Source organism: Streptomyces sp. NBC_00503 (assembly GCF_036346895.1).
Taxonomy (GTDB): domain Bacteria; phylum Actinomycetota; class Actinomycetes; order Streptomycetales; family Streptomycetaceae; genus Streptomyces.
The window spans coordinates 1857810-1871855 of the sequence record NZ_CP107855.1 but is presented as its reverse complement, the minus strand read 5'-3'; the positions used below and the strand labels follow the sequence as shown (position 1 = coordinate 1871855).

At 70.9% G+C, this 14046-nt stretch carries 14 protein-coding genes and 2 pseudogenes; 12 read left to right on the top strand and 4 right to left on the bottom strand.

Annotated features, from left to right (window positions below; genetic code table 11):
* The first annotated feature begins 4 nt into the window (after positions 1 to 4).
* The 3 genes from OG490_RS08730 (at position 5) to OG490_RS08720 (ending at position 1162) form a co-directional block, all read left to right on the top strand.
* Positions 5 to 127, top strand: coding sequence for an SGM_5486 family transporter-associated protein (locus OG490_RS08730; RefSeq protein ID WP_330295703.1), 123 nt, complete (start codon positions 5 to 7; stop codon positions 125 to 127).
* Between the two features lie 195 nt (positions 128 to 322).
* Complete coding sequence (locus OG490_RS08725; protein ID WP_330295702.1) at positions 323 to 523, top strand: hypothetical protein; 201 nt, start codon at positions 323 to 325, stop codon at positions 521 to 523.
* Between the two features lie 120 nt (positions 524 to 643).
* A complete protein-coding gene (locus tag OG490_RS08720) occupies positions 644 to 1162 on the top strand; it encodes a SixA phosphatase family protein (RefSeq protein WP_330295701.1) in 519 nt (172 codons plus the stop codon).
* A gap of 89 nt (positions 1163 to 1251) precedes the next feature.
* On the opposite strand, the gene serB is transcribed toward OG490_RS08720, so the two are convergent.
* Positions 1252 to 2451 carry a phosphoserine phosphatase SerB gene (serB, locus tag OG490_RS08715; RefSeq protein ID WP_330295700.1) on the bottom strand — a complete coding sequence of 400 codons (1200 nt, stop codon included), beginning with the start codon at positions 2449 to 2451 and terminating at the stop codon, positions 1252 to 1254.
* A gap of 378 nt (positions 2452 to 2829) precedes the next feature.
* Here serB and OG490_RS08710 point away from each other — a divergent pair, with 378 nt between their 5' ends.
* Entirely contained in the window at positions 2830 to 5304 is a 2475-nt protein-coding gene (locus OG490_RS08710) for an ABC transporter ATP-binding protein/permease (RefSeq protein WP_330295699.1), read from the top strand.
* A 101-nt stretch (positions 5305 to 5405) separates the two neighbouring features.
* Here the strand turns inward: OG490_RS08710 and OG490_RS08705 are convergent, their stop codons facing one another.
* Positions 5406 to 6086: a transglycosylase SLT domain-containing protein gene (locus tag OG490_RS08705; protein ID WP_330295698.1), complete on the bottom strand. Its 681-nt coding sequence runs from the start codon at positions 6084 to 6086 to the stop codon at positions 5406 to 5408.
* Between the two features lie 462 nt (positions 6087 to 6548).
* Here OG490_RS08705 and OG490_RS39165 point away from each other — a divergent pair.
* The 4 genes and pseudogenes from OG490_RS39165 to OG490_RS08690 all read left to right on the top strand — a co-directional run.
* Positions 6549 to 7262: pseudogene (locus tag OG490_RS39165) on the top strand (GAF domain-containing protein); the annotation flags it as partial.
* Positions 7254 to 7973 (top strand): annotated as a pseudogene (locus OG490_RS39160) (sensor histidine kinase); the annotation flags it as partial. The pseudogenes OG490_RS39165 and OG490_RS39160, both read left to right, overlap by 9 nt.
* Positions 7966 to 8640 carry a response regulator transcription factor gene (locus OG490_RS08695; RefSeq protein ID WP_330295696.1) on the top strand — a complete coding sequence of 225 codons (675 nt, stop codon included), beginning with the start codon at positions 7966 to 7968 and terminating at the stop codon, positions 8638 to 8640. The pseudogene OG490_RS39160 and the gene OG490_RS08695, both read left to right, overlap by 8 nt.
* 111 nt (positions 8641 to 8751) lie before the next feature.
* The gene (locus tag OG490_RS08690) at positions 8752 to 8997 is read left to right on the top strand and encodes a chaplin (protein WP_330295695.1); all 246 of its coding nucleotides are present in this window, start codon (positions 8752 to 8754) and stop codon (positions 8995 to 8997) included.
* Between the two features lie 284 nt (positions 8998 to 9281).
* Here the strand turns inward: OG490_RS08690 and OG490_RS08685 are convergent, their stop codons facing one another.
* The gene (locus OG490_RS08685) at positions 9282 to 10067 is read right to left on the bottom strand and encodes a hypothetical protein (protein ID WP_330295694.1); all 786 of its coding nucleotides are present in this window, start codon (positions 10065 to 10067) and stop codon (positions 9282 to 9284) included.
* 145 nt (positions 10068 to 10212) lie between these two features.
* On the opposite strand from OG490_RS08685, the gene OG490_RS08680 reads away from it, so the two are divergent.
* The 4 genes from OG490_RS08680 (at position 10213) to OG490_RS08665 (ending at position 13451) form a co-directional block, all read left to right on the top strand.
* A complete protein-coding gene (locus OG490_RS08680) occupies positions 10213 to 11007 on the top strand; it encodes an ABC transporter ATP-binding protein (RefSeq protein ID WP_330295693.1) in 795 nt (264 codons plus the stop codon).
* Positions 11008 to 11087: 80 nt separating this feature from the next.
* The gene (locus OG490_RS08675; protein ID WP_330295692.1) at positions 11088 to 11519 is read left to right on the top strand and encodes an NfeD family protein; all 432 of its coding nucleotides are present in this window, start codon (positions 11088 to 11090) and stop codon (positions 11517 to 11519) included.
* Between the two features lie 84 nt (positions 11520 to 11603).
* Positions 11604 to 12581 (top strand): SPFH domain-containing protein, encoded by a 978-nt coding sequence (locus OG490_RS08670; RefSeq protein WP_330295691.1) that lies wholly within the window; start codon positions 11604 to 11606, stop codon positions 12579 to 12581.
* A gap of 99 nt (positions 12582 to 12680) precedes the next feature.
* A complete protein-coding gene (locus tag OG490_RS08665) occupies positions 12681 to 13451 on the top strand; it encodes a sulfite exporter TauE/SafE family protein (protein ID WP_330300842.1) in 771 nt (256 codons plus the stop codon).
* An 89-nt stretch (positions 13452 to 13540) separates the two neighbouring features.
* Here the strand turns inward: OG490_RS08665 and OG490_RS08660 are convergent, their stop codons facing one another.
* The gene (locus OG490_RS08660) at positions 13541 to 14044 is read right to left on the bottom strand and encodes an HNH endonuclease (RefSeq protein ID WP_330295690.1); all 504 of its coding nucleotides are present in this window, start codon (positions 14042 to 14044) and stop codon (positions 13541 to 13543) included.
* Positions 14045 to 14046 lie beyond the last annotated feature (2 nt).

The window sequence follows — 14046 nt, the reverse complement described above, 5'->3', positions numbered from 1 at the left end:
CGGCATGTCGCCCGTACTCGAACCCAATCCCCAGAACGGCCACAAGAAGCTCGGCCTCGTGCTGGGCGCGATGCTCCTCGTGACCGTGATCATCTCCATCATCGCGACCATCGCCTCCCCGGGGTAGCAGGGCCGTTGGCACGTCGTTGCGGGGCTGTTCGCGGGGCCGTTCGCAGGGCCGTTGGTGGGGTTATCCCCCCAACCCCTAGGGGGTCAGGCTCAGGGTGAAGTGGGGTGCGTCCCCGATGGGAACCGCCGGCTCGAATCCTTAGATTCGAAGAACAAGAGCGAGCCCGTCCCACGCGCACCCACGGAGGCGGCCATGTCGGCCCCCACGCACACGCCCGCCCCCCGAGCCGTCGGGGCCAACGCCCGCCTGCACTGGTGGACGCTCGCCCTGCCCGCCCTCGCCTTCGCCCTGCTGTTCACACTCCTCGCCGGATCCGGCCAGGCCCACGCCGACTCCGGCGGCGGATCGGCGCTCGTCCAGGTCACCCACCAGCTGCTGCGCGCCGTCGGCTGACGGCGCACCAGGTCCCGGGAGACCGGGCGGTCGCCCGTGCGCCCCGGCGCTCCTCACCCCCCTGGGTGAGCCCCGGAGCACCCTGCGCCCCCTGGCTCGATTCATGCGAAGCTGGGAGCCATGAGCGCCGACACACCCCGCAGGATCGTCCTCCTCCGGCACGCCAAGGCCGAATGGTCGGACGGCACAGACCACGACCGCCCCCTGGCGGAGCGCGGCCGTCACGACGCCCCGGCGGCCGGCCAGAAGCTGGCCCAGACCGGTATCACCTTCGACCTGGCCCTCTGCTCCAGCGCGGCCCGGACCCGCGAGACCTGGAAGCTCGCCGTCCAGGAGCTGCCGCACCGGCCGAAGACCTCGTACGAGGAACGGCTCTACGAGGCCTCGCTCGGCGAGCTCATCGCCCTGCTCAACGAGACCTCCGACGAGGTCGACAACCTGCTGGTCATCGGCCACAACCCCGGCATGCACGCCCTCGCCGACGCCTTGGCCGGGACCGCGGAGGGCGACGTACTGGCCCGGATGAACCGCTCCGGCTTCCCGACCTCCGCGATCGCCGTGGTCTCCTTCGCCGGCTCCTGGAAGTCCGTGGAGCACGGCGTCGGCACCCTGCTCGACTTCTGGACCCCGCACGCCTGAGCGCGGTCCGAGCCCCCGGACACCCACGACGGAGCGGGCCCCGGCACTTGTCCGTGCCGGGGCCCGCTCCGTCGTACGACAGCCACCGCTCACGCCAGGTCGGCGGCCTCGACCTCTTCCCGGGTGATCCCCAGCAGGTACAGCACGGCGTCCAGGAACGGCACGTTCACCGCGGTGTCCGCGGCCTGGCGCACCACCGGCTTGGCGCAGAAGGCCACGCCCAGCCCGGCGGCGTTGAGCATGTCCAGGTCGTTGGCGCCGTCGCCGATGGCCACCGTCTGGGCCAGCGGTACGCCGGCCTCCGCGGCGAACCGGCGCAGCAGACGGGCCTTGCCGGCCCGGTCCACGATCTCGCCGATGACCTTGCCGGTCAGCTTGCCGTCCACGATCTCCAGGGTGTTCGCGGCGGCGAAGTCCAGCCCGAGCCGCTCCCGCAGATCGTCCGTCACCTGGGTGAACCCGCCGGAGACCACGCCCACCTGGTAGCCGAGCCGCTTGAGGGTGCGGATCAGGGTCCGGGCGCCGGGGGTGAGACGCACCTCGGAGCGGACCTTGTCCACGACGGAGACGTCCAGTCCGGCCAGCAGCTCGACCCGGGCGTGCAGGGACTGCTCGAAGTCCAGCTCGCCGCGCATGGCCCGCTCGGTCACCTCGGCGACCTCGGCCTCGCAGCCGGCGTGCGCGGCGAAGAGCTCGATGACCTCGTCCTGGATCAGCGTGGAGTCCACGTCCATGACGACGAGGCGCTGGGCCCGCCGGTGCAGCCCGGCCGAGACCACGGCCACGTCCACGCCGATCTGCGCGGCGGCGGTGGCCAGGGCGGTGCGCAGTGGCTCGGTCTCGGTGCCCGAGACGGCGAACTCCACCGCTGTCACAGGGTACTTCGCCAGGCGGAAGATGCGGTCGATGTTGCCGCCGGTCGCGGTGATCCGGGCGGCGATCTGCGCGGTGGACTCGGCGGTGAGCGGGTGCCCGAGCACGGTGACGTGCGAACGGCCACTGCCGCGCGGCCGGTTGTCACCGGTGCCGGAGAGGATCTCGGCCTGCAGCTTGAGCGAATCGGCCCAGCTGTGGACGGTGGCCCGCAGCTCGCCTTCGGAGCTGTCGGCGGGATGGGTGACGAGGGCGCACAGGACGATGCGGCCTCGGGTGACCACCTGCTCGATGTCGACCACGTCGACGGAGTAGGCGGCGAGGGTGTCGAACAGCCCGGCGGTGATCCCGGGACGGTCCTTGCCGAAGATCTTGACGAGGAGGGTGGGGACGTCGGAGGTCTGCGAAGCGCTCATGGTGGCTTCACCGTATCTCCCCGGCCTGCGGACCAGGACTCCCGTCCCACCTGCCGGAACCGTTTCGCTCCGGACGGCCGCGATCCGGCCTCGGACCGGCCGCGCGATCCGGCCTCGGACCGGCCGCGCGCACCGGCCGCGACCGACCGGTGCCCGTACCCCTCCGGGACGTCCCGCGAGGAGCGCGGGGGTGGTCGGGAAGTCCTGAATCAGACGCTCCGGGCTGCTTTCGCCCCTCTCCCAGAGCCCTCCGGAGCGCCGTGACGTGGCCCGGATTCCCCTTGTGGCCGTGCGCCTGAAATAGTTCCCCCGGATGTTCGCCATCCCTAGACTCCCTGACGTCATGGGGGATTCTCGGGGGACTTAAGTGGGGCTGGAGTGCCGGAACTCGTACTGGAATTGAATGGAAGGACCTGGACGCTCGATCCGTCCAGGTCGTACTCGCTGGGGCGCGATCCCCAGGGAGACGTGGTGATCGATGATGCCCGGGTGTCGTGGCGGCACGCCACCATCGCCTGGAACGGCCAGGGTTGGGGGATCGAGGACCACGGGAGCACCAACGGCACCTATGTGCACGGGGCGAGGGTCCAGCAGGCCGAGCTCGTGCCCGGTACGCCGGTGCACCTGGGCAACGCCACCGACGGCCCGCGGCTGAATCCCGTCGCGGGCGCGGCCGCGCCGGTGCCGCAGCAGGCCGTGCCGCAGCAGGCGCAGGCGCAGGTGCCGGCGTACGCGCAGCCGCAGCAGCCCCAGGCCCCGCAGGCCTGGGAACAGCAGCAGCCGCAGCAGGCTCAGCAGCAGACCCCGCCGTTCCCGCAGCAGCAGGGCGGCGGCACCCCGGGCTACGGGGACCACCGCAGCCCGACGACGTTCCACCAGCTCGCGCTGGGACACGTCATCCGGATCGGCCGTGCGCTGGAGAACGAGCTGGTGGTCTCCGACCTCCAGGTCTCGCGCCACCACGCGGAGTTCCGCTCGATGCCGGGCGGCCGCTTCGAGATCCGCGACCTCGGCAGCCACAACGGCACCTACGTCAACGGCCAGCCGGTGGCGAAGTCGGGTACCGCGCTGCTCGGCCCGAACGACATCGTCGGCGTCGGCCACTCGACCTTCCGCATCGTCGGGGACCGGCTCGAGGAGTTCGTCGACACCGGCGACGTCTCCTTCTCGGCCCGCCACCTCACGGTCACGGTCGACGGCGGCAAGCAGATCCTCAAGGACGTCACCTTCGGCGTCCCGGAGAAGTCGCTGATCGGGGTCATCGGCCCCTCCGGCTCCGGAAAGTCGACGCTGCTCAAGGCGCTGACCGGGTACCGCCCGGCCAACGAGGGCGACGTCCTCTACGACAACCGCAACCTGTACAAGCAGTTCGCGGAGCTCCGCCAGCGCATCGGCCTGGTCCCGCAGGACGACATCCTGCACAAGGAGCTGCGGGTCCGCACCGCCCTGAAGTACGCGGCCAAGCTGCGCTTCCCGGCGGACACCACCGAGTCCGAGCGGGCCGCCCGCATCGACGAGGTGCTGCGCGAGCTCAAGCTCGACATCCACAAGGACAAGAAGATCACCGCGCTCTCGGGTGGTCAGCGCAAGCGCGTGTCCGTGGCCCTGGAGCTGCTCACCAAGCCGTCGCTGATCTTCCTGGACGAGCCGACCTCCGGCCTCGACCCGGGCATGGACCGCGATGTCATGCAGCTGCTGCGCGGGCTGGCCGACGACGGCCGTACGGTCCTCGTCGTCACCCACTCGGTCGCCGAGCTGGCCATCTGCGACAAGCTGCTGGTCATGGCCCCGGGCGGTTCGGTGGCCTACTTCGGCCCGCCGGACGAGGCGCTGAACTTCTTCGGCTACACCACGTGGGCCGATGTGTTCTCCGCCTTCGAGAGCTACCGCGACTACGACTGGGCCGGCCGCTGGAAGGGCTCCCAGCACTACCAGCTGTACGCGGCCGACATCGACGCGGTCGCCCCGCAGTCGGTGCAGCCCGCCGTGCAGCAGACCCGGCCGCCCAAGCCGCAGGGCTGGGGTTCCCAGCTCTGGACGCTGATCCGCCGCTACCTGTCGGTCATCGCGTCCGACAAGGGCTTCATCGGCCTGATGCTGATCCTCCCGGCGGTCCTGGGCGTGGTCTCCACGGTCATCCCGGCGAAGTTCGGCCTCGCGCCCAACCCGGCCGGCTTCAACAGCGCCGCCGGCACGATCACGCTGATCCTCGCGGTCGGCATGTGCTTCTCGGGCGCCGCGAACTCGGTCCGTGAGCTGATCAAGGAACGGGTGATCTACGAGCGGGAACGCGCGACCGGCCTGTCCCGGTCGGCGTACCTGATGTCGAAGGTGATCGTCCTCGGATTCATCACGGCCATCCAGGGCGTGATCATCTGCGGGATCGGCTTCTTCCCCCGCAAGATGCCGACCGAGGGCCTGCTCATGCCCCCGGCCGTCGAGATCTGCCTGTCGATCACCGCGCTCGGCTTCACCTCGATGATGTTCGGCCTGGTCATCTCCTCGCTGGTGAAGACCTCCGAGAAGACGATGCCGCTGCTGGTCATGTTCGCGATCGTCCAGGTCGTGTTCACCGGCATCCTCTTCCAGGTCTACGACTCACCGGGCCTGGAGCAGGTCGCCTGGCTGATGCCGTCCCGCTGGGCCGTCGCCGCGGCCGGTACGACCCTGCACCTTGTGCAGCTCATGCCGCCGTGGGACCGCGACCACCCGGAGAACACCGACCCGCTCTGGGACGCCACGGTCGGCCAGTGGAGCTTCGACATCATCGTCCTGATCCTGCTGGGCGTCGCCTGCGGCTTCGCGGTCGCGCGCCTGCTGCGCCGCCACGAGCCCGAGGTCATGCGCAAGTAGCCCCTCGGACGGCCGCACGGCCCGCACGAACGCCTCAGGGCGGCACCGGAACACCGGGGCCGCCCTGAGGCGCATGGGGGGCGTGGGAGGTCGCCAGCGGCCTAGTAGGCGCTGTTGACGTTGTCCATCGAGCCGTAGCGGTCGGCGGCGTAGTTGCACGCGGCGACGATGTTCGCGACGGGGTCGTACAGGTCGAACTTCGTGCCCTTGACGTGGTAGGCGGCGAAGGTCGGCTGAATGACCTGGAGCAGGCCCTTCGAGGGGATGCCGTTCTGGGCGTTGATGTCCCAGTTGTTGATCGCGCGGGGGTTGCCGCTCGACTCGCGCATGATGTTCTTGTGGATGCCGGCGTACGAGCCCGGGATGCCCTCCTTCTTCATGATGAAGAGGGCTTCCTTGATCCAGCCGTCCAGGTTGTTCGCGAAGACCGGGGTGCGGGCGGCCGACCGGCTGGCGGCCTCCTTCGCGTCACGGTCCTTCTTCGCGTCCGCCTCGGCCTTGGCCTTGGCGGCGTCCTGCGCGACCTTCGCCTGCTTGTCGGCGAAGACCTGCTGGACGGTGAGGTGCTGCTGCATGGCCTGCGTCTGCGCACTGTCGACGACCTTGGACCAGGCGACCGGGGCCGTGGCCACGACGGTCGAGGTCTCATCGGCTCCGGCACCGGCGGCCGGGACGAGGGAGAAGGCGAGGGCGGCGGCGCCCAGGGTGGCTACACCGGCGAGCGAAAGCTTGTTGGCCTTCGTCAGACGACGACTGTGGCCGGGAGTGTTGGTCTCGGACATGCGTAGCAACCTCTTCGAATAGCGGGAGCCGCAGGAAGGCGCCGGGAGATCCGGGGATCAGCGGTGCTGTGCGACGAGGGCAATTCTTAGCGGTGGCAAAAACGCCTGGCAAAGGTGTGACGTACGATGCTGCTTAGTGGATCACGGGCAGTCGATCAGCCCGCATTTGACGGCTCGACGCTAGGCGCGGCAGTGCTGACAGCATCTTTATCTGTCCACTAGGGAGCTTCGTAAGTGATCTGCGTCCTATGCCCGGGCTCACATCGGCCGCGTAACAATCTCACCGACCGTTGCGACAGCAATTCATTGCGTGACCGATCTCATCCTTGAGTAGCAGGCGAACCGCCCGGAACTCCTGCCAGAGGCAGAGAAGGACCCCCGCTCGCACCTCCTCAGGCCGTACGACCGCCCCCGCGACCGCCGCCCCGAGCTCCGGCGGCGGGCGGCCCCGGGCCGAACGGCATGGCGGAATGTCCGTTATATGCAGCCCCTCTTTCCGTAGCGCCCGCCCCCGGCCCGCCCCCGGCCCGCCCCCGGCTCCCGCCGGTCCTAGGCCGATCCCTAGGCCGATCCCTGGGCCGACCCCCGGCCCCAGCCCTAGGACCCGCGCCCGATCCCGAGGACCGGCGCCGCGAGTACGGTGAGGCCATGACCGGTAGCCCCCCGCACGGCGGCCCCTGCACACCCCGAGGCCCCCGCAGCGGCCTGGCCGCCGTGAGCACCGCGCTGCTCGCCATGAGCCGCCGTCTCGAAGTGCGCGACGTCCTGCGCACGATCGTCGCCTCGGCCCGCGAGCTCCTCGACGCCGAGTACGCCGCCCTCGGCGTCCCGGACGACCACGGCGGCTTCGCCCAGTTCGTGGTGGACGGCATCAGTGAGGAGCAGTGGCGGGCGATCGGCCCGCTGCCCCGCCAGCACGGCATCCTGGCCGCGATGCTCCACCAGGACGGCCCCGAGCGGCTGGCCGACGTGCGCGAGGACCCGCGCTTCGAGGGCTGGCCCGCCGCCCACCCCGACATGTCCGACTTCCTCGGGCTGCCCATCCGCGACGGCGAGGAGACCCTCGGGGCCCTCTTCCTCGCGAACAAGCGCACCAATAGCGGCACCGGCACGGGCACGGGCACCGACGGCGACGGCGGGCGCGGATCCGGCTCCGGATCCGGCTCCACCGGCGGATTCACCGACGAGGACGAGGAACTCCTCTCCCTCCTCGCCCAGCACGCGGCGATCGCCCTCACCAATGCCCGCCTCTACGAGCGCAGCCGCGAGCTGACCATCGCCGAGGAGCGCTCCCGCCTCGCCCACGAGCTGCACGACGCGGTCAGCCAGAAGCTCTTCTCGCTGCGCCTGACCGCCCAGGCCGCCGCCGCCCTCGTGGACCGGGACCCGGCCCGGGCCAAGGAGGAGCTGCACCAGGTCGCCGCCCTCGCGGCGGAAGCCGCCGACGAACTGCGCGCCGCCGTCACCGAGCTCCGCCCCGCCGCCCTCGACGAGGACGGCCTCACCGCCACCCTGCGCAACCAGGTCCGGGTCCTGGACCGCGCGCACGCCGCACACGTCACCTTCGCGTGCGACGGCGTACGGGCCCTTCCCGCGGCCCAGGAGGAAGCCGTCCTGCGGGTGGCCCAGGAGGCCCTCCACAACGCCCTGCGCCACTCGGACGGCGAGCGGATCGCCGTCACCCTCACCCGCCGGGAGGCCGGGGGAGCCGTCCTGAAGGTCACGGACGACGGGTCCGGCTTCTCCCCACCCACGGTCCGCCGGGCCGGCCGGCACCTCGGCCTGGTCTCCATGCGCGACCGCGCGGCCGGCGTCGGCGGCCGGCTCACCGTCCACTCGCAGCCCGGTACGGGCACCACGATCGAACTGGAGGTCCCCGGTGGCTGACGCGTCCGGCCGGAGCAGCAGCACCGGCGACAGCGGCATAAGGGTGCTGCTCGTCGACGACCACCAGGTGGTCCGCCGCGGACTGCGCACCTTCCTGGAGGTCCAGGAGGACATCGAGGTGGTCGGCGAGGCCTCCGACGGAGAAGAGGGCATCGCCCGCGCGGAGGAGCTGCGCCCCGACGTCATCCTGATGGACATCAAGATGCCGGGCACCGACGGCATCGAGGCCCTACGGAGGCTGCGCGCGCTGGCGAACCCGGCCCGCGTGCTGATCGTCACCAGCTTCACCGAGCAGCGCACGGTGGTCCCCGCCCTGCGCGCGGGCGCCGCCGGATACGTCTACAAGGACATCGACCCCGACGCCCTGGCCGCCGCCATCCGCTCGGTGCACGCCGGTCACGTCCTCCTCCAGCCGGAGGTCGCGGTGACCCTGCTCTCCGAGGAGGGCCACCCGCCGTCCCCCGGCCGCGGGGGCTCCCTGACCGACCGCGAGCGCGAGGTGCTCCGACACATAGCGGACGGGCGCTCGAACCGGGAGATCGCCCGCTCGCTGGTCCTCTCGGAGAAGACGGTCAAGACGCACGTTTCGAACATCCTGATGAAGCTGGACGTCACCGACCGCACCCAGGCGGCGCTCTGGGCGGTCAGACACGGACTCGCCGAGTGATTCATACGGTCGGGTGTATGTCGCCCACATGGCGCATCCCGTTCGTCGGATGACCGTTCTTCATGACGTGCCGCGGCGGCTGGCCGCGGCAGACGTACGGAGGACCAGAACGTGAAGAACATCAAGAAGGCCGCTGCCGTCACCATGATCGCGGGCGGCCTCCTCGCCGCCGGCGCGGGTGTCTCCTCGGCGCACGGCGGTGCGTCGGCGGAGGGCGAGGCCCTGAACTCGCCCGGCGTGGCCGCGGGGAACCAGCTGCAGCTCCCCGTCCACATCCCGGTCAACGCCGTGGGCAACTCGGTCAACGTGATCGGCCTGCTGAACGGCGCGTGGGGCAACACGGGCGTCAACAACTGACCCGGCCCCTCCCCGCACCGCGGCCCCGTTTCCCCACCTCTCCCCGGGAAGCGGGGCCGTTGCGTTCTCCAGCGATCGGGGCCCGGCGCAGCCAAATCCAGCCCGGCCGGTGATCGGGGCCCGGCGGAGCCAAATCCAGCCCGGCCGGTGATCGGGGCCCGGCGGAGCCAAATCCAGCCTCGCCGGCGTTTGAGGCGCGGGGTCCGGGGCGGAGCTCCAGGAGCCCCGGCGCAGCCCGGAGCCGCCCCGGTCACCCCGGCCCGGCCACAGTGCGCAGCCGGGGGTCAGTCCCGCTCCCGCTCCTCGACGGCCGAGTTGTACGCCGCGACCAGCGCCCGCCGGGCCACCCGCTCCACGGGCCGCAAGGCCTCGGCCCGCGCGGCCATCTCCGAGGCCGCCACCGCCGCCCCGTGTCCGCGCTCGTACGCCAGCGACACCATCAGGTCCACCCGCTGCGCCAGCGACAGCACCCGCACCGCCCGCGGCGGGTACCCGGGGGCCAGTACGTCCCGGGCCGAGGCCTCGGCCCGCGCCCGGTACGCGGACAGCGCCGCCTGGGCCACCGGCCCGGACCCCGCCACGTCCAGCCGGGTCAGCACCACCGTGGCCTCGCGCAGCGCCTCCGCCAGCTCCCGCTCCGCCTCGCCGAGAGACGGCACGTCCGCCGGCGGAGCCTCCCGCACCGGCAGGCAGTGCCAGGTCACCGTGGTGTGCACGTCGCCCTTCGGCCCGACCTCGTACACCTCCGGCACCAGCCCGACCGCCGCACCCACCGCGAGGACCGCCTCCTCGGCGTCCAGCGCCCTCGCGTTGAACTCCGGCGGCCCGCTCAGCCCCAGCGGATGCCCCGGAGCCGGCAGGGCGACCCGCAGCCCGGTCACCCCCAAGGCCCGCAGCCGGCCCAGCGCGAGGGTCAGTCCCACCGGGCCGGATTCCCCCGGAAGCCCCTCCACGCGGTGCACGGCGTCCTCGCCCACGATCGACAACACGGCCTCGTCGGGCGAGACCAGACCGGCCAGCAGAGCGTTCCCCCAGGCGGCGAGCCGCCCTGAACGTGGTTCGAAAAGCATCCCCCTACTTTACGGATGAGCACTGACGGGTCACTAGGACCCGGCCTGGCGCCCGGACCCCTCCGCGAGTGGCGTAGGTTTTCCCCTGGGGCTGCGCCTTCCGGTGCACAGACGAACCGAGACTGCAAGGGGAGACAACACGCTCATGAGCGATGTTCTGGAGCTGGTGGACGTATCCGTGGTCCGCGAGGGCCGGGCGCTGGTGGACCAGGTCTCCTGGTCGGTCAAGGAGGGGGAGCGCTGGGTGATCCTCGGCCCCAACGGCGCCGGGAAGACCACCCTGCTGAACCTCGCCTCCAGCTACCTCTTCCCCACCAAGGGCTCCGCCTCCATCCTCGGCAGCACCCTGGGCAAGGTGGACGTCTTCGAGCTGCGCCCCCGCATCGGCATGGCCGGCATCGCGATGGCCGACAAGCTCCCGAAGCGGCAGACCGTCCTGGAGACCGTCCTCACCGCCGCGTACGGAATGACGGCGACCTGGCAGGAGGAGTACGAGGACATCGACGAGCAGCGCGCCCGCGCGTTCCTCGACCGCCTCGGCATGACGGAATTCCTGGACCGGAAGTTCGGCACCCTCTCCGAGGGCGAGCGCAAGCGCACCCTGATCGCCCGCGCCCTGATGACCGACCCCGAGCTGCTCCTCCTCGACGAGCCCGCGGCCGGTCTGGACCTCGGCGGCCGCGAGGACCTCGTACGCCGTCTCGGCCGGCTGGCCCGCGACCCCATGGCACCGTCCATGATCATGGTCACGCACCACGTCGAGGAGATCGCCCCCGGTTTCACGCACGTGCTGATGATCCGCCAGGGCAAGGTGGTCACCGCCGGTCCCATCGACCTGGAACTGACCTCGCGCAACCTCTCCCTCTGCTTCGGGCTGCCGCTCGTCGTCGAGCGCAACGGCAACGACCGCTGGACCGCCCAGGGCCTGCCCCTGCGCTAGACGCTCCAGGCCGTATCCGGGCCGCCTCCGGGGCTCACGCACCCTGTCCTGACCGCGCCCACCCGACCTACCATGACCATGTGGACATCGACGCGTGGGTGTGGTGGCTCATCGGCGCGGTCGGACTGGGGATTCCCCTCGTCCTGACCGCGATGCCCGAATTCGGCATGTTCGCGGCCGGCGCCGTGGCGGCGGCCGTCACGGCGGCCCTCGGTGGGGGAGTGGTCGCCCAGGTACTGGTCTTCGTGATCGTGTCGGTCGCCCTCCTCGCGGTGGTCCGCCCGATCGCCAACCGGAGCCGCAACCAGAAGCCCCAGCACCGCAGCGGGATCGACGCCCTGAAGGGCCGCAGCGCCGTGGTCCTGGAACGGGTCGACGGCAGCGGAGCCGGCCGGATCAAGCTCGCCGGGGAGATCTGGTCCGCCAGGGCCCTGGACGCGGACAGCAGTTTCGAACCCGGGCAGTCCGTCGACGTGGTGGAGATCGACGGGGCGACCGCGATCGTCATGTGACAAGCAGCCGACTCGCGGCCCCGAGGTCTGCGAGACTCCGCTCAACGGGGCAGCACAGACAGCCGGAAGGGCACGGGGAACCGCATGCAACCGATCATCATCGTTCTGATCATTCTGGTGGTTCTGGTCTTCATCGCACTGGTCAAGACGATCCAGGTGATCCCGCAGGCCAGCGCCGCCATCGTCGAACGGTTCGGCCGCTACACCCGCACCCTCAACGCGGGCCTGAACATCGTCGTCCCGTTCATCGACTCGATCCGCAACCGGATCGACCTCCGCGAACAGGTCGTCCCTTTCCCGCCGCAGCCCGTCATCACCCAGGACAACCTGGTCGTCAACATCGACACGGTCATCTACTACCAGGTGACCGACGCCCGCGCCGCGACGTACGAGGTGGCCAGCTACATCCAGGCCATCGAGCAGCTCACCGTCACCACACTGCGCAACATCATCGGCGGCATGGACCTGGAGCGGACCCTGACCTCCCGCGAGGAGATCAACGCGGCCCTGCGCGGAGTCCTCGACGAGGCCACCGGCAAGTGGGGCATCCGCGTCAACCGCGTGGAACTCAAGGCCATCGAGCCGCCGACCTCCATCCAGGACTCGATGGAGAAGCAGATGCGCGCCGACCGCGACAAGCGCGCCGCGATCCTCCAGGCCGAGGGTGTCCGCCAGTCCGAGATCCTGCGCGCCGAGGGTGAGAAGCAGTCCTCCATCCTGCGCGCCGAGGGTGACGCCAAGGCCGCCGCCCTGCGCGCCGAGGGCGAGGCGCAGGCCATCCGTACGGTCTTCGAGTCCATCCACGCCGGAGACGCCGACCAGAAGCTGCTCGCCTACCAGTACCTCCAGATGCTCCCGAAGCTCGCCGAGGGCGACGCGAACAAGCTCTGGATCGTCCCCAGCGAGATCGGCGACGCCCTCAAGGGGCTCTCCGGCGCGATGGGCAACTTCGGTCCGATGGGCGCCGCTTCGGGCTTCAATCCGGGCAACGTCGGCAAGGATGGCGGCGATGCGGCCGACAAGGCCGCCGCGGAGCGCCGCGAACAGCCCCCCATCGACTGAACCGCCCGTCCCCTCCGGCATGATCAGTGAGGCCCCTCGACCTTCATGGCGGGGAGGCGACTCACTCATGCAAAGGGGACGGCTGTGTCTGCCTTCTCGATGTCTCTCTGGGAATCCCTGGCGGTCTTCGCCGCCGGCGTCGGCGCCGGCACCATCAACACCATCGTCGGCTCCGGCACCCTGATCACCTTCCCGGTGCTGCTGGCCACCGGCCTGCCGCCGGTCACCGCGAACGTCTCCAACACCCTGGGCCTCGTACCCGGTTCGCTCAGCGGAGCCTTCGGCTACCGCAAGGAACTCCAGGGCCAGCGGGCCCGCATCCTGCGGCTCGGAGCCGTCTCGCTCGTCGGCGGACTCGCGGGCGCCGTCCTGCTCCTCACCCTGCCGTCGGACTCCTTCGACACGATCGTGCCCGTCCTCATCGGCCTGGCCCTCGTACTCGTCATCTTCCAGCCCCGGCTCGCCGCCGCCCTGAGGGGGCGCCAGGAGGCCGCCGGAGGCGATGCGGGCCACCCCGACGGCGGACCGGCCCTGCTCACCGGAATGCTGCTCTCCAGCGCGTACGGGGGCTACTTCGGCGCCGCCCAGGGCGTGCTCTACCTCGGGCTCATGGGACTGCTGCTCCGCGAGGACCTCCAGCGGATCAACGCGGTGAAGAACGTCGTCGCGGCGATGGTCAACGGCATCGCGGCCGTCTTCTTCCTCTTCGTCGCCGAGTTCGACTGGACGGCCGTCCTGCTCATCGCCGTCGGCTCCACCCTCGGCGGCCAGATCGGCGCCAAGGTCGGCCGCAAACTCTCGCCCACCGTCCTGCGCGCGGTCATCGTGACCGTCGGGATCATCGCGATCGTCCAACTGCTGCTCCGCTGAGCGACGTACCCCCAGTACGCCGCCCAGCACAGCCGTCTACGCATCAGGACGAAGCGGTCCTACGCCGTCCCCCGCCGGTCCAAGAGGCCCTACGCGGAACGCCCCAGCCACTCCGGCAGAGGATCGCGCCCGCCCACCCCCAGCGCGAGCAGCATGGCGTCCGCCGGCGAGGGAACGAAGGGCTTGCGCAGCAGCGGCATCCCGGCCTCCTCCGGAGTCCGCGCCGCCTTGCGGTGGTTGTCCTCGGCACACGAGGCCACCGTGTTCAGCCAGGTGTCCCCACCGCCCTGGGCCCGCGGAAGTACGTGGTCCACGGTCGTCGCGCGCTTCCCGCAGTACGCGCACCGGTGTTGGTCCCGGACCAACACCCCCCTCCGTGACCAGGGAGCATGTCTTCGGAAGGGCACCCGGACGTACCTGCACAGCCTGATCACCCGGGGCATCGGAAGCTCCATGGTGGCCGCGCGCACACGCAGCTCGGGGTGCGACTGTTCGACCACGGCCTTGTCCTGGAGAACCAGGACCACGGCCCGGTTCAGGGTCACCGTCGACAGCGGCTCGAAGCTCGCATTCAGCACCAGCGTGTCCCGCATCT

What these genes read in the sequence shown, in the direction of transcription:
- OG490_RS08730 (WP_330295703.1), top strand. Translation starts at nt 5, where the DNA reads ATGTCGCCCGTACTCGAACCCAATCCCCAGAACGGCCACAAGAAGCTC.
- OG490_RS08725 (WP_330295702.1), top strand. Translation starts at nt 323, where the DNA reads ATGTCGGCCCCCACGCACACGCCCGCCCCCCGAGCCGTCGGGGCCAAC.
- OG490_RS08720 (WP_330295701.1), top strand. Translation starts at nt 644, where the DNA reads ATGAGCGCCGACACACCCCGCAGGATCGTCCTCCTCCGGCACGCCAAG.
- serB (WP_330295700.1), bottom strand. Translation starts at nt 2,451, where the DNA reads ATGAGCGCTTCGCAGACCTCCGACGTCCCCACCCTCCTCGTCAAGATC.
- OG490_RS08705 (WP_330295698.1), bottom strand. Translation starts at nt 6,086, where the DNA reads ATGTCCGAGACCAACACTCCCGGCCACAGTCGTCGTCTGACGAAGGCC.
- OG490_RS08685 (WP_330295694.1), bottom strand. Translation starts at nt 10,067, where the DNA reads ATGCTTTTCGAACCACGTTCAGGGCGGCTCGCCGCCTGGGGGAACGCT.
- OG490_RS08680 (WP_330295693.1), top strand. Translation starts at nt 10,213, where the DNA reads ATGAGCGATGTTCTGGAGCTGGTGGACGTATCCGTGGTCCGCGAGGGC.
- OG490_RS08670 (WP_330295691.1), top strand. Translation starts at nt 11,604, where the DNA reads ATGCAACCGATCATCATCGTTCTGATCATTCTGGTGGTTCTGGTCTTC.
- OG490_RS08665 (WP_330300842.1), top strand. Translation starts at nt 12,681, where the DNA reads ATGTCTCTCTGGGAATCCCTGGCGGTCTTCGCCGCCGGCGTCGGCGCC.
- OG490_RS08660 (WP_330295690.1), bottom strand. Translation starts at nt 14,044, where the DNA reads ATGCGGGACACGCTGGTGCTGAATGCGAGCTTCGAGCCGCTGTCGACG.